Source organism: Paenibacillus sp. WC2504 (genome assembly GCF_052682475.1).
On the sequence record NZ_JBQZFH010000001.1, the window covers coordinates 4,381,107 to 4,399,753 of the forward strand.

An 18,647-nucleotide genomic window follows, 5' to 3' on the forward strand; every position below is an offset into this window, starting at 1 on the left:
TATTCTACAAATGGAAAATTAAGAAATTTTCTTGAAATTATCAATAATCGCATCATTAAAATTATGACCTGGCACTGACTTTGCCAGAATACCGTCAGAACCAATGTAATAAGAAGATGGATAACCTCTTACTCCAAATTTTTGAGCCCATTTACCATCTTCATCGAGAAGCACCGTTAAGTTGCTTTTTTGCTCATCTTGCAGACCGTTAAACCACTCCGTAAATGCTTTGGTCGACTGTTCCCCTTTATAATTTGGGCTGACAATTGTAATCACTTTAAATCCATTGTCTTGACCGGCCAATTCATTCAATTCATCAAGTCCTGCCAAGCAGATTGAACACCAAGAGGCCCAGTACTTGACATATACTTTTTCTCCGGCAAAACTAGCCAATTCCACTTTATTTCCCTTCAGATCCTTGAGCTCAAACATAGGGGCCGCCTGCCCTGAATTGTATGAGGATGGAGCAGCCTTTGTGGCGCCTTTATCCCCGCATGCCGCAAGTACGAATAGTGAGAGCACAATCACACCGGCGAGTAACCATTTTACTTTCTTCATAATAAAACTCCTCCTGTCCATCATTAGAATAAAGATACAATTGCATTTAAATTATTCGTCATAAGCAGAACGCCCATCACGATGAGCAGAATACCGGAAATCACTTTTACTTTAGGCAAATGTTGATTAAGCGCTCTTAAACGTCCTGCAAGCAAATCCGAAAAGAAGGAAAGAATAAGGAAAGGAATAGCCAAACCTAGCGCGTAAATTAGCATATAACCGCCGCCTTGCAGGGAAGATCCTTCACTTGCAGATAAGCTGAGCACCGCCGCTAATATCGGGCCAATGCATGGCGACCAACCGAAGCTGAATGTAAAGCCGAGTAAAAAGGCCGCTGTGAAACCCTTTTTCCCATTCATTTCGATGGACAACCTTCTCTCTCGCTGCATAAATAGCACATGAAATACACCTGTTTGAAAGATTCCGAATAAGACGACGATGGCTCCGCAAATGACAATAAACCAAGAGGTGTTAATGACATTGCCGATAGCACCTGCTCCAAAACCAAGTAACACGAATACGAATGAAATGCCTAGTATAAAGAACAACGTGTTCCCTATCAGATGAGGACGAAGCTGAACCGCACCTATTTTTACGGCTTTTGCATCACTGCCTGGCGCTGCGCCGCTGAGTTGGGCAATAAAGACAGGTAATAGCGGCAAAATACATGGTGAGAAAAACGAAAGCAATCCTGCAATAAACACACTTCCCGCAAAAACCTGACTTGCCAACATATCAACCGCCTCCTTTCTTAGGAATAGCTTAATACTTTCTCACCCCAATTGGCATACATACTGATGATGACTTTCTATGAAATGATCATGTCTTTTTGTAGATTTGACAGAAAAATAAAAAACCCCCTAATCCTCGGATTAGGGAGTTTTAACTTAAGCACTACTTACAAATCATTAAAACATTACCATCAGGGTCTTTAAAATTAAACCAGTGATCATTCTCGATTTCAGTTAATAATTGAACATTTTTTGCTTTCATAAATTCATAAGCTTGAACGATATCATCGGTACGGAATTGAAAAGCCGGCACTTTATAAACGTGATCAGGTGCATATATCTTGCTGTCCAACACAAGACTAGGTCCTTCCATCGGCAAAACATAAATATGCCCAAACAAAACTTCTCCATCCGTCGGTAAGCCTAGAATATCACAATACCAATCACGAGCCCGTTCGATATTGCTGACTGGGATAAAGACGCCACCGATTTTATTCTGAATAGGATTCATACCATTCCTCCAACGTATTGAATAGGTTAACATTACTCTTCTTTAAGTGGCGATAATTGAGGCGGTTGAGGCAGCCCTAGCAGATTCGATGTCCAACGCAGCGCAGGTCCCAGCTGTAGCCACTGAATATATCGAAGCCGCGGGAGCTGAGGAATTGGCGGTTTCCCTGCTCTTGTAGCAAAGAATCCTGCCGCACAAACGGCAACAGATCGTTCGGCATATTCGGGGAATTCAATGCCGTGTGCAGCCATTTCCTTTTTGTAAATGGGCAATAATCGTTCTGCGGTAGGCCCTCCTTCCCCTTCTAAGCTAGGAAAGAAAAAACCAATATCGAATAGCAAGGGACCTCTGCAAGCCAATGCCCAATCGAACAACACTAATCTGCCGTCTCTAAATCGAAGATTATCCGAGCGTATGTCTTTATGGATCAAACCCCATGGTTGGTCTTGACGCATAAGATCCGCTTCAAGAGGAATCAAAACATCAAGCACCGCATCCAGCCAAGCCTCCGCTTCATCTCTATTCTCGTGAAACAGCTCGAGAAAATAATGTTGCTCTTCGCTGTTCTGTTTGATGGAAAGCCAGTTCTCCGTTACACCTCGGGCAGACATGGCTTCCACCTTATCAGCCTCGGCGATTCCCTGCACGTGTAAGTGGGCTAGATCACGCATCGCCTGAATTGCTAATGCTTCAGTCCAAGAAGGCACTTTCTTGCAGTTTTTTAAATCCTCCAATAATAAAAGATGCCAGCCTTGGGTGCTGACTGACCCATAATACCGTGGTGAAATCGGCGAAATCGCTTGAACCTCACGATACACGGCTTCTTCTAACGGAAGCACTCGCCAATTTTCTGCAAGTGATCCCAGCCCTGCTCCCTTGGCAAACAACGTTCTTCCATCTTCTAAAAAAATGCGAAACGTTGCCGTCGGTCCATATCCTCCGAACACACGAGTTGCCGTTCGAATCGAGCTTTCCATCCGCTCCTCCACTTGCTTCCTCAACTCAAGGGGTACATCGCGCCAATAAGGCTTAGGTTCACGCATATTCTTTCACCTCTCCTCTGTAGGTTACACCAATCCCAAGTTGATTATGGGATACTTGCTCCGAGGCTGACATTCACCTCTTCTTGCTTGTATTTTAGCATTGGAAATTGTATCGTTACCGTCGTTCCACTGGCTTGCGAATTATTTACAATATCGACTCGATAACGGGTTCCAAAAAAAGCTTCGAAACGCTCTTTTACATTCCGTATCCCATAACCGCCCGTATTTCCTTCCCGCTGGGCATTCCAGTTTTTTTTCAGTCCGACGCCGTCATCCGTGATTTGAATGATAACGTCTCCTTGGTCTTCTTTGGCGCTAATGGTAATATTTCCGGTTAATCGCTCATTGAATCCGTGCATAATCGCATTTTCTATGAACGGTTGTAACGTCATTTTGGGGATGTACCAATCTTGTAAATGCTCTGCTAGATCAATGGATACGGTCAACCCTTCCTCCCAGCGCAGCTGCTGGATTTGCACATAACACAACGCATGTGTAAATTCTTCGCGAATCGTGATCAGGCTTTCGCCGTTGGACAACCCGATTCTAAACATTTTCCCCATCAGCTCAAGTATTTGACTTAATTTATCATGACCAGCAGTCAGCGCCATCCAATTTAATTGATCTAATGTGTTATATAAAAAATGAGGGTTTATCATCGCTTGAAGCGCTTTGATTTCTGCTTTCTTTTGCTCCTTATATTGATTCTCCAGAGAAACATATAGCGACTTGATTCGATCCATTAATTTGCGATAACCGGAGAATAACACACCGAATTCATTATGATAGTCTTCCGGCAGATTCACTTTATTTGTGTTAGCTGTATATCTCCCCATTTCGTGGAGCAGCTGACGTATAGGTGTAATGAATAGATTCGAAAAATATAAGGTAAATAATAAGGCAATCAGAATCGCCGAAACACCCACAAGAGATAAAACAGCGGAGATGTGAACACTGCCTTTTGTGATTTGATTCAAAGGTGTGAGCTGAACGAGCATACAACTGGAATTATAATGCATGGCCCATACCATTAAGGTATTATTCTTTGGGGAGCTAGACGATTCGTTATTTCCGGGAAGCCCGACTTTCATATAACCGCTTTCATTATTCATGTCCAACAAATAGGACTTAATCTTCGTCGGTAAGGAGGGATCACCGATGTAAGTTATTACTCTGCCCCCTGAATCAAGCAATATCCGGTTGGAAGTCGGGATTTCACCACTGATCTGATTTTGAATTGATGACGCTTTCAAGTTCAGCATCATGAACCCTTGGTATTTGCCGCTATTTGAATATATTTTGCGGGCGAAGCTGATGACTTCTATTCGGCCTTGATTGGAAGTAATGGTATGTTGGCCAATCCATGCGAAGTCTGCATTCTCAACAGCTTCATACCAGCTTTGGGCTTTGGCTTGATTCAAGTCAATAAATGAAACAAGACTTTGTGATTTCGATGGAAATGCATTTCCCGTATATAATTCAATGGACTGAATTATTGGTGTAGAATACGCGATATTACTCAAAAATGTTTCTAGCTCTTCACGTTTCTGATAATTGACGTATGAATCCGTGGTGATGTCCGGATATTCCGTTGTCACAATATTCCTGGTCGCCGCCAAAGAAATTTGCTCAATTGCGCGCATTTGAATTTCAATTTTGTTATACAATTCATTCAAATTTTCTTTTTGATAATAGGTCGTTACCCTCACCAATTCTTTTGTTGAAAGTGTATAAGTTAGTAAAATGACAATCGTGAGCAAGATGAGGACAAAACTTGTTAAGCCTCCAAAAAGCAAATAATCGATCCGGTATCTTTTAAACATCTTCTTCATTCGCCATTCCGCCCTTATGTGAGTAATTCCGCAGGTGTAATACCAAAGTGCTTTCTAAATGTGGTACTAAAATAAGGGATATTATTGTAGCCTACTTTATTTGCGACCTCATAGATTCTATATTTTCTTTCTAAAATAAGCCGTTTAGCTTCTTCCATCTTCACACTGATAATATAGTTGTTGATCGTCTCTCCTGTTGCGTTCTTAAAGATTTGACTTAAATAGTTACGAGAGATATACACTTTATCGGCAAGTTCGGCAATCGTGATATCGTTGGCATAATTCTCACGGACATATTGTTTGATAAAATCAATGGCCATCTTATGCTTGAAGCTTTCTTGCCAAGGCTGATTCGTACAGATTCGCTGAATAATACTGAGCAGCCATGTTTCATACTGGTCAAACGTAAATATTTTATTCAACTCACTTTCCATACTGTGATCCTGAAAGATCTCCGTCAGTCGGATATCCTCATCCGCTAGCGCGAAGCTGAAAATAGCCCAAAATTGCGCGCCAAGTAAGCTGAATGGAGGAGGGGTTGCGCTTACCCTTAAGGTAGTCATATAACTTTCAATCATCTTCTGGGCATTCTTGCCTTGCGTTGTTTTGATATCCTCAATGATTTGTTGATAAAACTTGATCGGTTTGGCCGTCGTCTGGCTGTGACTGGCAGGGAAACGCTCCGTATTCACATATTCAAAGACACCGGTAGATTGAAGCATCCTGGCATCCGGGACTAGTGGTTGAAAAGCCTCTTCCAGTGAATCCGATAGATTGGACCAATTCTCTGTGAATCTGCCGATGCCAATCCGGATTGTAATATCGAGATAGGCTTGTACACATTCTATGATTTTCTTAGCAATAGTTCTTATATGATCGATATGCTCCGAATACACCGCGTTTTTTTCAAAATGAAGAATTAATGCTGCATGATAACCATGCAATTCAACATAATCATAAGATCGCTTCTCGGCTTGGAGAATTTCTTTCATAATGTTTTTGATGGCAAAACGAAATAACAATCGATCTTGCGTCCGGACATCGGAAATTCTCGACGTTCTTAGAATCTCTAATCCAAGGACGATATGGCTCTGATCATCTCTCATGTTGCATAAAAGCGTCATTTCATTCCAATTGCTAGCTGTCCCCGTCACGACTGTCTTTAACTGTTCTTTCCGCACGAACGGTTCATATTCATCAATTTGGTCTCGTAGTTTCTCCTGCTCAATCTTTGATTGATTTTCAAGTTCGATGGACGAAATGGTTCGCAGCAGCACTTCTGTGATGGTGTTTCTAGAAACTGGCTTTGATAAGTAATCCTCAACTTGAAGTCTTAGCGCTTGTCGAGCCACTTCAAAATCGGCGTAACCGCTATGAATAAGAATTTTTCCTTCAAAACTCTCATTGCGCAATGTTTCTATCATTTTCATTCCACCCATAACAGGCATATAAATGTCTGTTATGACGATATCAGGCTTTTTCTCCCGAATCAGTTCTAATCCGCGCTCTCCATTCAGACCCTCTCCTACTAACTCGGCTCCGATTTCTTCCCAGGGAATCACTTGTTTCATTCCTTTGAGTACCTGCCGATCATCATCAATGATTGCAACCTTCCACATCACGCTGCCTCCTATAAAAACGGGTGTCATGTCAAAGCACCCCTTAATTATAACATCAGAATAACCGAATTAGGGTTTCTATGTTAACTAAGGGGTGCTCACAACTACTTATTTTTCATATTCAGCCGATTTTTTCTTCAGCTCGTCAAATCCTTGCTCGATCTTCATTTTTCCGAACATAATTGATTCTGTAATCGTTTTGTAATCCTTCGTATCGAAATTGTTCCAACCTTTCGCACCCGGATTAAATTGTTGAGCTCCTTGTGTAGCCATGTTGATCATATCGATCGTTAATTTATCGGCGCTACTAAATTTCGGTTGTAATTGGGCGAGAATTTTACTTGAAACAGGCACACCGCGTGTCGTTCCCGAAATTTCTCCTGCTTCCGGATTGTTAATAAACCAGTCAATGAACTTTTTCGCTTCTTCTTTATGCTGAGAATCTTGGCTGACGCTAAAGAAGAATGTTGCCTTCAACCAACTTCCGCCCTGCTTGTCCTTCGGCATTGCATAAACACCAATGCTGCCAGGTTTTAGGCTATCCCATGAAGAAGCTTGTGCCGCATGTGCTGCTTTGAAGATAATTTTACCAGTAAGCATTAAGTCTTGCTTCGGATCCAAATCAACGTCACTGACCGATACATCCGCTGGTGGAATAATACCCGCATTGCGGAAATCTTCGGCCATCTTCATCCATTCCAACCAGGTGTCCTTATCGAAATTAAACTTTCCATCCGGTGTGACGGGGTAACCTTTTCCTTTACTTAATTGATAGGACGTATACATATCGCGATTTCTCGCAAAGTCCCCAATGACGTAATGATCCTTGTCCAATTTGGACTTAATGTCTTTCGCTAGGCTGAAAAATGCATCCCAGGTAATCCCTTCTGCCGGAAGCTTAATCCCAAGTTTATCTAATGACCCTTTGTCATAAATGAGACCCCAAGCATTTCCGCCAAGCGGAACGGCTGTTTGCTTATCTTTGTATTTTCCAGCTTCAACTAGTTTAGGATCTACATCCTTTTCATTGATACTGCTGATATCCGCTAACTGACCTCTAGCGTTCCAATCTGCGAGCCAAGCTGCGTCCATCTGAATAATATCCGGCGCATTCTTCGCTGCGGCTTGCGTAGTCAATTTATCGATATAACCGTCAAACCCTGAGTACTCCGGTTCGAACGTGATATTCGGATTATTCTTCGTATAAAGTTCCAACATTTTCAAAGTCGCATCATGACGTGGCTGAGATCCCCACCACATAATGCGCAGTTTAACCGGTTTATTGCTTGTTGTAGCATTCGTTGTACTGCTCGGACTCTTGCTATCGGCTGCTTTAGGCGATGACTCTGCCGCACCGCATCCTACTAACGATAATCCGATTGCTGTTGTTAACATGGCGATAGTCAGTCTTTTTCTCATTGTAGCCATTTGTCATAACCCCTTCGTGATATAGTAGTTTGAATTTTCAATCTTTACTAACTATAGCTCTATCAAATCATCATGCCTATGATAGTACCCAACGATTTGTTTCAAAATACTCCTAAGATTTGTTCAACCTTTAATCCCTGTTGTGGCAATTCCTTCTACGAAATATTTCTGTGCAAATGCGAAAATGAGCACCGACGGGATAATGGAAACAAGCCCCATCGCCAAAAGTTGTCCCCATTGCTGAGCGGACTGCGAATCATTGAGCATTCTTAAGGCCAGTCCTACCGTATACTTATCGACTGAGTTGATGTAGAGCAGATGGCCAAAAAAGTCATCCCAATTCCACAAAAAACAATAGATAACTACGGTCAGAAGTGCAGGTTTCGTGAGCGGCATCACGATGCGCCAGTAGATTCCGAACCAGCTGCAGCCATCCATTTTCGCCGATTCATCCAGTTCTCTTGGAATCCCCCGAATGAACTGCACAAGTAAGAATACGAAGAAGGTTCCGCCTGCACCTCCGGCCAAAGAGTGAGGCACAATGAACGGTAAATAGGTATTGACCCAACCGAGATGATGGAACAACGAATATTGTGGAATGATCGTTACTTGACCCGGCAGCATCAGGGTTAGCATTAAGATTGCGAACCAGAAATTTCGCAGCCGAAACTGCAATCTAGCAAACCCAAAAGCAACCAAGCTGCAAGAAATGACCGTCGTAAACAGAAGTCCAATGATGAGTTCAAAGTTGTTGATGTAGAAATCAGTAAATGAATGGCCTGGAATGGCATTCCAACCTTTCGAGAAATTGCTCCATAACGGATGTGCCGGGAACAGACCGGGCATACTCAGCTCTTGATTGGACTTTAAGGATGCTCCGACCCACCACAGGACTGGATAGATCATGGCTAAGCTCAAACATATTAAAATGACGTGAGTGAATATATGTCTACGTTGTAAAGAGGTACTCATTTCTGTTCCTCCTTTTCAGATTCATAGAAAACCCAATACTTGGATGAAAGAAAGATGACCGAAGTCGAAAGTGCAATAATGATCAACATAATCCAAGCAAGGCTGGAGGCATATCCCATTTGCAGTTGACTGAAAGCGCGCTCATATAAGTATAAAGCGTATACATACGTAGAATTCATAGGTCCACCCTGTGTGATGATCATGGCAGGCGTGAACATTTGGAAGGCGCCGATGATTCCCATAATGATATTGAAATAGATCGTTGGAGATAGCATCGGTAACGTGATGTTAAAAAACTGTCTAACCTTGCCCGCTCCATCCGCAGAGGAAGCTTCATAAAGGTCTTGTGGGATTTGTTTCAATCCCGCCAGGAAGATGACCATCGCTGAACCGAATTGCCACACAACGAGCAGAACCAATGTGCTCAAAGCGGTGTCTGGATTGTTGATCCAGCCCATGCCTTGGATACCGAATAAACCAAGAACTTCGTTGATATAACCGTCTCTGCCAAAAATATTTTTCCATAAAAGCGATACGGCGATGCTTCCTCCAATTAACGAAGGGAAGTAGATCATTGTTCGGTAGGCTGATATCCCTCTAAGGCTCTTGGCAAGGAGCATAGCAATGAATAATGCGGCAATTAGCCTTAAAGGAACGGAACCAAGCACATAGAGGAAAGTTACTTTGACGGATTGATAGAATCTAGTATCTACCGTGAATATTTTCTCGTAATTCCTGACCCCTACCCAATTCGCCTCTTCAAGTAACGAAAAATCGGTAAATGAATAATAAAGGGATTGAATCATCGGATAAAGCGTTAACAATAAGAATCCAATTAACCAAGGCGAGATAAACAAATGCCCGGTAATAAAGGAGTCCCATCGTTTTACTTTGGTAGACCGACGTTTGGTTGTTGAGGTTACAATTGTTGATTCCATCTAGCTCACCTCGTTATGTTTTTAGTTAATTATAGAAACAAACGATAGGCATTACTATAATAGTAAACTCCAATTTCTTTCAATTTACTCAGAAAAAAAAGCCCGCTATTTAGCGGACTCTGTTGAACTATGGGTTCTGTATGATGTCATCAATCACATGGTAGTAATGATCCATAATCACTACATTGGTAGTAAAAAGTTGATTGAAAAGCTCCAAAGTCAACCGGTCGTTCTCTACATCGATGCTTGTTCGATAACGCAGCTCCCCATCGGTTGCATCCATCTCGAAGTTGCCGATCACCAAGTCATAATTCTCTTCAAAAAGGAATTTCGCCACCTCGGTCCGCTGCTCTTCGGGCACTAACGCCGGGTAAATAGAAAATACGATACAAATTTGCTTTTCTTCATCTGTACGAACCAACACGATCCATTCGCCATTCTCTCCTGAGAATGATAAACGGGCAATGGTTTCATCCACCCATTCAAAAGGCAATTCCATCCGTTTCAGGTAGTCGTTCACGACCTCATTCAAAGTAGACTTCATGATGGTGGACGCTGCCTTTGTGACCGCAGGCTCGGCCCATTGGGTGCGGTAGCCAACTCTCAAAGTGCCCCCATCCAGCTCTTCCGGCAAACTCATTTGCTGCTTCACATCTGTGATCAGCCAGCTTTCGCTTTGGCGCAGAGGTCGTGATTCTTCGGAGTCCTCGACTAAGGATTGCAGAACATTTTCGACCTCTGAACCCTTGCGAAGTGCAGCTTTCATAAGGCTTTGTTTTAACATGACTTGAAGCTCGACAGGTTGCTTCTCATCGAATTTCACTTCTAAATCCCTATTACTTCTTTGGGCGAACAGCCCCATCCATTCTCCAGCTAACAATTGCTGGTATACGCTCCACTCTACTTCAAGAGAAAGCGTACAATGGGACTTCTCCTCAGATTCAATAAGGGTTATTCGTTTGGCATTAGCCTTTAACGCATCACCCACGAGGGTCAGAAATACGATTTCGATGTCAAAATCCAAATGTGACTTCTCTTCGTCACCATTAGCTCTCAGATCAACCATCTACAAACCTCCTTTACATCATGTTGTTTCTGCGAATCTATGTTATGGCGTGACCACGGGTACCTGACTTGGTGTAGTCGCTGTACTCGGTGCTGGAGTTTGAACCGGTGCTGTTGAAGTACTCGAAGTACTCGATGTACTTGCTGTATTCCCTGTACTTGCCGTACTTGACGCTCCTGCGGCACCAGTCGTTCCAGCAGTGGCCGTACTTGCAGCAGGAGTAGGCGCCGGACGGTCCTGGCCACCACCACCAAACCCGATAAACTCATACTTCATAGTTTTATCATTCCGGAATTCTAATTGCCCAAGTCGCTTGGACTTCTCTACAGCAACCTTAACAATCTCTGCATCAACTTCTAGCGACTTAACTTGGCTGGCGGAAAGTGTGATTGCCCACGGTGATGTTGGTACGCTTCTTCCATCATATTCCCTTTGGAAACCTATTTCCAGCTTAAGCGCATTGGATAGTCCAATTTTATCAACTGATTCAATATCTGATGCCTCTGAATCTTGGCCTGGTAACCAAGAACGCATGGTATCGTTAACGGTTTCATCCCCTTTAATTCGCGAGGCGAAGCTTGCCCCGATATCATCGAAATAATTCCCCGTGAATAACCCATCAGTTCCAGCATCTACTAATGAACCAGTCACTTGTTTTCCTTTTTCTGCCTTGGAAGCGAGCCCCTTCCTGAATAGAGCGGTAATATTTTTCCCTCCGCCAATCGCAGCAGTGACAATTTTGGATGCATACTTGGTGAAATCTCCACCTTCTTCTCCGAATTGGGAAGGGATACTTGCCGATAGCTGCAGATTCAATTCTTTGAGCTTGGTTTCGTCCCCATTTAAGAAGGTCGCAGAGCCTTCAAGACCAAAAGCAACTTTGTCTTTACCAAATTCAATTTCTATTTCCGTTCCCGCTTCTACGGTTGTATTAACTTCGCCTTTGCCAATACCTTTACCGGCCTTTTCAGCCGTTAAGCGCTCTGCCGCAGACATCACATTACCAGCTGCATCCTTGCCCTTCGTCTCAATAATCTCTTTGTTATACTTACTGAGCCGTTTGAATGCAAGCTCAGCAGAAAATGATGCGACACCTACGTTAGCTTCCATCGCCAATTTCGTAAGGAAACCAACATTCACCTCGGCTTCTTCATCACCCATATGCATTTCCTCAATCATCATGGCCCACTTCTCAGCCTCAATCAAGCTTGACTCCCCGGATTTACCGCCTTTCCCCCAGAAGTATGCCTGTGCGCTTTCCGGCATCTGTCTGTATAACCCATAAGAAAGTAAATTCATGACAGTATCTGTATCTTTACCTTTTCCTTCAAGGAATAGCCCGAAACGTGCGTTTGCATCAAAACCAAAGGTCGTAAACCCTGCGCCAAAGGTTAATTGGGTATTTACGCTTAATTCATCCGCTTCCCGCTCTGCTTCTCCTGCGAATCCGAAAAGGAAGTAGGCATTTCCGCCGCCTGCTGCGGAGGCAACTGGAATTTTTAACTCTAATTCTAATGAACTTGAATCTCCTGGGTTAGGTGTTGAAATGTCGATTAAATGACCGACTTTTGTTAACCCGGAAGATAAATCGCTTGCTTCTACAGACTTGACTATTGTTTTGGCAAGTTTCTTCGTTTTTTCATCATTTTGAACCGCTTCTTTAATTTGCGTGGTTTTAGCTGCATCCGGTAATGTCGCAGCCGTAGTCCCTTCCGCTTTGGTTCCTTTTGTGAGCTTCCTAGCTTCAAGAACAGCTTTATCTTTGTTCAACTTCAGCAATTTAGCTGCGTGTTCTTCAGCTGCCTTGACGCTTGCTGCTCGAATCTTATCCGCTTTGGCTTCAGGTAATCTAGCCACTTCATAAGCTGAGCTTTTTGCTACTTTTGTCATATCTTCTATGGTAAGGGCTTTAGGAATGACTCTTTCCAGAATGAGATTAGCCTCATCCCTCATCACATCGTCTACAAGGACTTTGGATTCCTTGTAGGCAACGGCTTTCGTAGCCGTTTTCAGATATTCTTTTTGCATGGGTCCCAGAGTGCTTGTTGAAGATTGGGTTGCACCCGTTGGTGCCCCACTTGTCGGAGCCGTTCCTGTAGGTGCAGCGTTTGTTTGGGTTGAAGTACTTGATGGATTATCTATCTCATTATTGATCTGCGCATTAACTTTGGTTCGTGCTGCTTTTTTAAGATCTTCACGATACGCATTCAACTCTGCCGATCTTCTGAACGCTCTTCGGCCTACGCCTAATTTGGATAAAACCGCTGATTTCATAGGAGCGAACAGGACGGTTTGATAAATTTCTTCCATATCTTTAATATCTCTAGTCGTCCCGTCGACGGTTTCTTGCCTCACAACATCTAAGTCGACCAGTCGGCTTTCAAGCCCAATTCGCTTGGTTAACTCATCCGTTCCAGCCCTTCCAACACTTATGGAATCAAAACCAGAGGTACCTCCGGCTGCAGTCGGGGGAGCGAACTTCAAGGCAATGGCTCTTTTAGATGACGTAACCGAATTAGTGAATAAGGTTTTGGAATATGTATCCAGCTTTTTCTTTGCATCAGCTGCTGCTTTTGTTTTCTGTTTTTCAAATGTGGCATTGTTTAAATTTGGCGTAATCAGATAGGCTTTATTCGCTTCTTCTTTCATGGCCGTTTTTTTAGTGTCTGCAAACTCGCTATCCGCTACTTCAATGGCATATTCTTTTAATTTGGTTATCATAATGCCATCTGCTTTTGCTTGTGCGAACTTATAGGCATCTTCTCTCTGTTCTGCTGTACCCGTTGACCCCATACTCGCTCTGATTTCTGCTTTCACTTTTTCTTTCACATTTTTACGAATCGGATCCGCTTGTGAATCTGAAGTCAAGTAAGTATCGATAGCTCTCTTCAGTTTCTCGCTGATTTCCGTATAAGCACTATCAACAAGTGTCGTAACTTTCGCGTCACGTGCCGTTACAAGATCGGCATTTCGCTGCTGCTGCTCCTGTGATACGGCAGGAGCTGGGGATGCACTGGCTCCTCCCGCTCTTTGAATGAGGGGATGTGTATTCCCCATCCTTTGAACCATCCCCTGAACCGCCCTGTTCCCCAGGGTTCTCTGCATTTGCATAATACTTGCAGGTGTCATTTGAAGAGTATCCAGTGTGCTTGGAACTTCCGTCTCGGACCTGATCGGCTGAGCTTGAGCCGTTGTTTGGCTGCTAGTTGTCCGACTTGCGGATGTATGTTCACTCACAACTAAGCCCCCCTTTAGCTACAATAAATCCACGCCATTCTCTATTTTTGAAAAAATACGCTCATGTTGTCGAATAATAGTTCAATTATACCATGACCACCACTAGAAATTGTGAAAAATATTATCTATTAAAAAACAAAAAAACCGCGAAGCGTATAACCCTCGCGGTTTTTTGAATGTTAGAAGTCTCAACAATATTTTCGACAAAATCATCGACATATCCTACATTAGACCCATATCAACGATTCGCTATCTCAAACTCATCGCCAGGTGCCATGACCTTACCTTTTAACCCCCGCGCTTCAAGCTGTTTCACGAAAAGCTCCGCGTCTTGCTTGATACCAGGGAATGTACTGTGGTGAATCGGTACTGTCAGTTTCGCGTTGTACCATTCCGCGGCTTGGAGGGCATCTTCCGGTCCCATGGTGTAGAAGTCTCCAATCGGCAAGAAAACGACGTCGATCGGATGGCGCTCGCCAATCATTTTCATATCGCTGAATAAAGAAGTATCTCCCGCGTGCAAAATCGTCAAGCCTTCTGCAAACACGAGGAACCCAGCAGGCATGCCCGCGTACAGAATTTGTTTCGTTTCTTCAATTACAATCCCAGAACTATGGAACGCTTGAACCATTTTCGCCTTAGCGAAGCCCAAATCGAACGTGCCTCCCATGTTCATGCCGACGGTATTTTTTACTCCTTGCCAAGACATATAAGACGCCAGCTCAACAATAGAGACAACCGGTGCGTCGTTATTGGCACTCGCAATAGGCGCTGCGTCTAGAATATGGTCCATATGCGCATGCGTTAGCAGCACGGCATCAACCTTAATGTCCTCCGGCTTAATTTTGGCCGTAGGATTGCCGCTTAAGAAAGGATCGATGATGAGAGATTTATCCCCCGTCTGAATTTGAATACAAGCATGACCATGATAATTGATTTTCATTGAAGATGTACTCCTTTACCTCTTACTTTTTTTATGTCTATTATTACATAGGATTTCTATTTAGGAAACGGCTCATTACGATCGAAACCATCTTATTCATGCATTTTTTTTGTAAATTGATATCTATGTGGTTATGCAATTAATTTCAAACCAACGGCCGCGCTCAATACCATCGCGATGAATATCATACGTTTCCAATCCCTGGATTCACCATAAAAAAGCATGCCGACGATGGCCCCGCCAACTGTACCGATCCCTGTCCAGACGGCATACGAAGTGCCCATTGGCAAACTTTTCATCGCCAGGCTTAAAAGCGAGAAACTCATAACAATACCAACGATGAAAAGACTGAACGAGCGAATATTTTTCGATTTATTAATCTGGTTCATCCCCACAACGCCTACGACTTCGAACAAACCGGCAAACATCAGAAAAATCCAACCCATTAGACGGCAGCTCCTTTCTTATCATTCTCCTTCGTGACAAATTTCAGTCCGAATACACCGGATAAAAGCAGGAGAATGAGAAATACTTTGAGAAACCTGAACGGTTCTCCAAACAGCAGCATTTCAACCAAAACTGTGCCTGCAGTCCCCATTCCCGTAAAGACCGCATAGACGGTACCCACCGGCAGTTTCGTAGATGCGCTAATAACCAGATGAAATGAGATATACATTGCAATGATTGTTCCTATCCACATCAGCGTTGTATCCGAATGTTTTAAACCTGTGACCCATATAACTTCGAAAAAGGCCCCTATAAAAATATAAATCCAATTACGATACATGGTGTGAACCTCCTCCTGTTGATTACTTCTTGATGCCGCGCCAATAGACAAACCAAGAAGCTTCTATTCTTTTCATCGATCTTTCGACTCCGCCAAACAGCAATTCTACGAACATGCCATCTAACACAGCTAAAAAAGCAACGGTCGCCACGCTACTGCTGACCTCTTTGCATATGGCCCCATCTGCAATTGCTTGCTCAAAGAGCGGGACTAACATCGTTTCCAAAGTATCTAAATAGTGATAACCCTTTTGGACGATGACCTCATAGAGATGAGTCGGCGGGAAAAAGGCTACACGCAAAAAAAACTTCGTATTATCATCTTTTTCATAGCAATCCTGATATTGAATAAGGAAGCCATAAAGCAGTTGGTCGACGGCAAGATCTTTATGGCTTTCAAGATACTCAAGAACAAATGTCAATTCCCGGGCAAGCACATCGTCAAGCAGCGCAAGGAAAAGTTCATCTTTCCCTTTGAAGTGTGTATAAATCGATTGCTTCTTGATACCTACATCCGTTGCAATATCCGCGAGTGAGGCACCTTCGTATCCATTACTGGCAAAATGCTTGAGGGCAACCTCTTTTATTCGAGCAGCAGTCATCTTTCATCACCCTTCCGAACGTTCGTCAGGACATTGTATCACGTTCACATTCTTATGGCAACTCATAACGCGGCAGCTAATCCGTTGTTGAGATTAACCAAAAAGAGGCAGCCTTATTCGGCCGCCTTGTTCTGGTTTTTTATTTTGAATCATCTATTAAAATATACGGCAACAATGAAATTGGCGTTATCAAAGGGGGATATCAATTGCCTGATGGTTGTAGTGTCGAAGCTGCTTTTGAAATTCTGGTCGGCAAATGGAAACCCGTTATTCTCTTTCACCTTTTCAAGCATGAAACGATGAAATTTACTGAACTTCATAAAGCAATCCCGGATATAACGAAAAAAATGTTGACCGCGCAATTAAGAGAGTTAGAATATCATGATATCGTGCACCGTAAAATCATTCTTCAAATCCCTCCAAAAGTGGAATACTCCATAACCGAATATGGCAAGAAATTGAGACCTCTTTTACAAGCAATAAACGACTGGGGAATGTCTCATGCAGCACATATGAACGAGTTAATAGAAAAAAGCAAATCTGAATAATTTTTGTACGATTAAACAAACTAACGAATAAAACAAAGGTGATATTCGATTGACAAACCTACTTGAAACAGTTGTTGATGTGATGAAAACTCTCGTTGATGACGAACCTAAACCACCCTTACATATAGGCGAAGCCATGACTTGTTGGACGTACTTAACCATGCTGGAAGAAGAAATAGCAAGTGTACAAATTGGACTCAATACGACAACAGATATCGAATTGTTAGATGCCCTCCATGGTTCTATGGAGATAGCTAGTACGCAATCAAAAATACTTAGGGATTTTATGTTGCGAGAAGGCGTAACTCTCCCACCGGTATCCGAAAAAAAACCACAATCAGACCCTCACGCCATCCCAATGGGCGTCAAATTAACGGATGATGAGATTGCCAATGCACTTTCCATTAAAGTTGTCGCCAACTACATGATGTGTGCGACCGGTGCCGTTCAATCCGTGCGCAATGATGTGGGCTTCATGTTTGCAGGTTTTCAGGCAGAGAAATTAAAGTACGGAGCTTCTTTAAAAACCTTAATGCGGAAACGTGGCTGGATTAAAATTCCTCCGTACTATGTTCCGAATGGCTTGCCTACGCAATGATCATTCCAATAACAAAGAGCAATTTAAACTAGAACTTAGTTTAAGCTGCTCTTTGTTTTTTTATGAACAAGTGGCCGGATTCTGAATAGAAAATTCCTTGTTTTGAATGGTGAAAATGTTGATTTACCTGGGTTTCATGATGATTTAGCTCGTCAAGTATAATTTTTTGAGAAGATTCTCATGGTTTTTTAATAAAGCAGGCTTGACCCTTGCCAGCCCACGGTTTTCTCTTCTCCTAGCAAATTATAGGAGACTTCCAGTCTGCTATACTAGGCTCAGCTAAGAAATTAGCGCTCACAACAAGGAGGAGGACAACAACTATGACATTACATCATAAATGGAGCAAGCGATTGGCTATTTTGACAATTGGAGCGACCGTTGCTATCTCAGGAGGGGTAATTAGTAGTCCACAGCCTACTCAAGCTGCTACGAATAATGATACTTCTACTATTGACGCTACAATTACAAGTACGTCGAAAGCAGATAGCATTATCGCACTAGGCAAAAGATATCTGGGCACACCTTATAAGTTCGGTGCAGCAGTTGGACAAACGCGAAACTTTGACTGTTCGACACTGACGAAATACATTTTCGGTAAATACGGCATCACTTTGCCGCGGACTGCTGCTCAGCAATCCAAAGTTGGTAGTTATGTGTCAAAAAGCAATTGGAAGAAAGGCGACCTGCTATTCTTCTCCGTCCCTGGCAGATCAGGAGTCGGTCATGTAGGCGTTTACCTTGGAAATAACAAAATGCTTAATACTTACGGTGCTGGCGGTGTGAAAATCAGTACGATTAACTCTTATTGGAATTCTCATTACATGACAGCGCGACGTGTGATTAAATAGTCTTTTGAATGAGGAGCTAAGCAGCTTACATGTGCTTAGCTTCTTTTTTATATGGTCTCAAATAATTAGCCGCTAGAGAGGAAACAATATGTTCGTGTTTATACTACCTGAAGGAGATTAATTGACGTGAATAAACTACGTGCCACACAAATCGCTGCTTCACCGGTCATGGCCAATGTTTCTTGCAACGGCGTTCCTATTTATATTCAAAATGTCGATGAAACGAATGAAACGGCGAGAATTTATCCGTTAGATCAACCTGATCAAGAACAAGAAGTTCCACTTCACAGTTTGACCGAACATTAAAGTTAACCGAAATACATCTGAGAAGCTGTCTCTGTAGTTAAAGCTACTAAGGGGACAGCTTCTTTTCATTTCCCCCTCTGA

The 18,647-nt window shown here is 42.9% G+C and carries 19 protein-coding genes; 4 read left to right on the forward strand and 15 right to left on the reverse strand.

The window, feature by feature from the left end; translation table 11 throughout:
* Positions 1–18 precede the first annotated feature (18 nt).
* From ACUN27_RS19695 to ACUN27_RS19765, 15 genes are all read right to left on the reverse strand, one after another.
* On the reverse strand, positions 19–558 hold the full coding sequence (locus ACUN27_RS19695; protein WP_315950072.1) for a redoxin domain-containing protein: 540 nt from the start codon (positions 556–558) through the stop codon (positions 19–21).
* 23 nt (positions 559–581) lie between these two features.
* Positions 582–1,292 carry a cytochrome c biogenesis protein CcdA gene (locus ACUN27_RS19700; protein WP_315950070.1) on the reverse strand — a complete coding sequence of 237 codons (711 nt, stop codon included), beginning with the start codon at positions 1,290–1,292 and terminating at the stop codon, positions 582–584.
* 160 nt (positions 1,293–1,452) lie between these two features.
* Positions 1,453–1,800, reverse strand: coding sequence for a VOC family protein (locus ACUN27_RS19705; protein WP_326060468.1), 348 nt, complete (start codon positions 1,798–1,800; stop codon positions 1,453–1,455).
* Positions 1,801–1,832: 32 nt separating this feature from the next.
* The gene (locus ACUN27_RS19710) at positions 1,833–2,843 is read right to left on the reverse strand and encodes a phosphotransferase (RefSeq protein WP_445559477.1); all 1,011 of its coding nucleotides are present in this window, start codon (positions 2,841–2,843) and stop codon (positions 1,833–1,835) included.
* Positions 2,844–2,887: 44 nt separating this feature from the next.
* Positions 2,888–4,675: a cache domain-containing sensor histidine kinase gene (locus ACUN27_RS19715; protein ID WP_326060470.1), complete on the reverse strand. Its 1,788-nt coding sequence runs from the start codon at positions 4,673–4,675 to the stop codon at positions 2,888–2,890.
* 14 nt (positions 4,676–4,689) lie between these two features.
* Positions 4,690–6,294, reverse strand: a complete 1,605-nt coding sequence (locus ACUN27_RS19720) for a response regulator (protein ID WP_326060471.1) — start codon at positions 6,292–6,294, stop codon at positions 4,690–4,692.
* A 108-nt stretch (positions 6,295–6,402) separates the two neighbouring features.
* Entirely contained in the window at positions 6,403–7,722 is a 1,320-nt protein-coding gene (locus ACUN27_RS19725; protein ID WP_326060472.1) for an ABC transporter substrate-binding protein, read from the reverse strand.
* A 123-nt stretch (positions 7,723–7,845) separates the two neighbouring features.
* Positions 7,846–8,694 carry a carbohydrate ABC transporter permease gene (locus tag ACUN27_RS19730; protein WP_315950061.1) on the reverse strand — a complete coding sequence of 283 codons (849 nt, stop codon included), beginning with the start codon at positions 8,692–8,694 and terminating at the stop codon, positions 7,846–7,848.
* A complete protein-coding gene (locus ACUN27_RS19735; RefSeq protein ID WP_326060473.1) occupies positions 8,691–9,632 on the reverse strand; it encodes a carbohydrate ABC transporter permease in 942 nt (313 codons plus the stop codon). Before ACUN27_RS19735 ends, ACUN27_RS19730 begins: the two co-directional genes overlap by 4 nt.
* Positions 9,633–9,759: 127 nt before the next feature.
* Positions 9,760–10,698 carry a YbjN domain-containing protein gene (locus ACUN27_RS19740; protein ID WP_326060474.1) on the reverse strand — a complete coding sequence of 313 codons (939 nt, stop codon included), beginning with the start codon at positions 10,696–10,698 and terminating at the stop codon, positions 9,760–9,762.
* A 42-nt stretch (positions 10,699–10,740) separates the two neighbouring features.
* Positions 10,741–13,935: a hypothetical protein gene (locus ACUN27_RS19745; protein WP_326060475.1), complete on the reverse strand. Its 3,195-nt coding sequence runs from the start codon at positions 13,933–13,935 to the stop codon at positions 10,741–10,743.
* A 238-nt stretch (positions 13,936–14,173) separates the two neighbouring features.
* Positions 14,174–14,878 (reverse strand): metal-dependent hydrolase, encoded by a 705-nt coding sequence (locus ACUN27_RS19750; RefSeq protein WP_315950055.1) that lies wholly within the window; start codon positions 14,876–14,878, stop codon positions 14,174–14,176.
* A 131-nt stretch (positions 14,879–15,009) separates the two neighbouring features.
* On the reverse strand, positions 15,010–15,324 hold the full coding sequence (locus ACUN27_RS19755) for a DMT family transporter (RefSeq protein ID WP_326060476.1): 315 nt from the start codon (positions 15,322–15,324) through the stop codon (positions 15,010–15,012).
* On the reverse strand, positions 15,324–15,665 hold the full coding sequence (locus ACUN27_RS19760; RefSeq protein WP_326060477.1) for a DMT family transporter: 342 nt from the start codon (positions 15,663–15,665) through the stop codon (positions 15,324–15,326). Before ACUN27_RS19760 ends, ACUN27_RS19755 begins: the two co-directional genes overlap by 1 nt.
* Positions 15,666–15,687: 22 nt before the next feature.
* On the reverse strand, positions 15,688–16,266 hold the full coding sequence (locus ACUN27_RS19765; RefSeq protein WP_315950052.1) for a TetR/AcrR family transcriptional regulator: 579 nt from the start codon (positions 16,264–16,266) through the stop codon (positions 15,688–15,690).
* 206 nt (positions 16,267–16,472) lie between these two features.
* On the opposite strand from ACUN27_RS19765, the gene ACUN27_RS19770 reads away from it, so the two are divergent.
* The 4 genes from ACUN27_RS19770 to ACUN27_RS19785 all read left to right on the forward strand — a co-directional run bounded on the left by ACUN27_RS19770 (position 16,473) and on the right by ACUN27_RS19785 (position 18,566).
* On the forward strand, positions 16,473–16,814 hold the full coding sequence (locus ACUN27_RS19770; protein WP_326060478.1) for a winged helix-turn-helix transcriptional regulator: 342 nt from the start codon (positions 16,473–16,475) through the stop codon (positions 16,812–16,814).
* 49 nt (positions 16,815–16,863) lie between these two features.
* Positions 16,864–17,412: a DUF3231 family protein gene (locus tag ACUN27_RS19775; protein ID WP_315950049.1), complete on the forward strand. Its 549-nt coding sequence runs from the start codon at positions 16,864–16,866 to the stop codon at positions 17,410–17,412.
* 320 nt (positions 17,413–17,732) lie between these two features.
* Entirely contained in the window at positions 17,733–18,260 is a 528-nt protein-coding gene (locus tag ACUN27_RS19780; RefSeq protein WP_326060479.1) for a C40 family peptidase, read from the forward strand.
* 126 nt (positions 18,261–18,386) lie between these two features.
* Positions 18,387–18,566, forward strand: coding sequence for an H-type small acid-soluble spore protein (locus ACUN27_RS19785; protein WP_315950047.1), 180 nt, complete (start codon positions 18,387–18,389; stop codon positions 18,564–18,566).
* The last annotated feature ends 81 nt before the right edge of the window (positions 18,567–18,647 follow it).

Coding starts and splice junctions, on each gene's coding strand:
- ACUN27_RS19695 (WP_315950072.1), bottom strand. CDS start 558: ATGAAGAAAGTAAAATGGTTACTCGCCGGTGTGATTGTGCTCTCACTA.
- ACUN27_RS19700 (WP_315950070.1), bottom strand. CDS start 1,292: ATGTTGGCAAGTCAGGTTTTTGCGGGAAGTGTGTTTATTGCAGGATTG.
- ACUN27_RS19705 (WP_326060468.1), bottom strand. CDS start 1,800: ATGAATCCTATTCAGAATAAAATCGGTGGCGTCTTTATCCCAGTCAGC.
- ACUN27_RS19710 (WP_445559477.1), bottom strand. CDS start 2,843: ATGCGTGAACCTAAGCCTTATTGGCGCGATGTACCCCTTGAGTTGAGG.
- ACUN27_RS19715 (WP_326060470.1), bottom strand. CDS start 4,675: ATGAAGAAGATGTTTAAAAGATACCGGATCGATTATTTGCTTTTTGGA.
- ACUN27_RS19720 (WP_326060471.1), bottom strand. CDS start 6,294: ATGTGGAAGGTTGCAATCATTGATGATGATCGGCAGGTACTCAAAGGA.
- ACUN27_RS19725 (WP_326060472.1), bottom strand. CDS start 7,722: ATGGCTACAATGAGAAAAAGACTGACTATCGCCATGTTAACAACAGCA.
- ACUN27_RS19730 (WP_315950061.1), bottom strand. CDS start 8,694: ATGAGTACCTCTTTACAACGTAGACATATATTCACTCACGTCATTTTA.
- ACUN27_RS19735 (WP_326060473.1), bottom strand. CDS start 9,632: ATGGAATCAACAATTGTAACCTCAACAACCAAACGTCGGTCTACCAAA.
- ACUN27_RS19740 (WP_326060474.1), bottom strand. CDS start 10,698: ATGGTTGATCTGAGAGCTAATGGTGACGAAGAGAAGTCACATTTGGAT.
- ACUN27_RS19750 (WP_315950055.1), bottom strand. CDS start 14,878: ATGAAAATCAATTATCATGGTCATGCTTGTATTCAAATTCAGACGGGG.
- ACUN27_RS19755 (WP_326060476.1), bottom strand. CDS start 15,324: ATGGGTTGGATTTTTCTGATGTTTGCCGGTTTGTTCGAAGTCGTAGGC.
- ACUN27_RS19760 (WP_326060477.1), bottom strand. CDS start 15,665: ATGTATCGTAATTGGATTTATATTTTTATAGGGGCCTTTTTCGAAGTT.
- ACUN27_RS19765 (WP_315950052.1), bottom strand. CDS start 16,266: ATGACTGCTGCTCGAATAAAAGAGGTTGCCCTCAAGCATTTTGCCAGT.
- ACUN27_RS19780 (WP_326060479.1), top strand. CDS start 17,733: ATGACATTACATCATAAATGGAGCAAGCGATTGGCTATTTTGACAATT.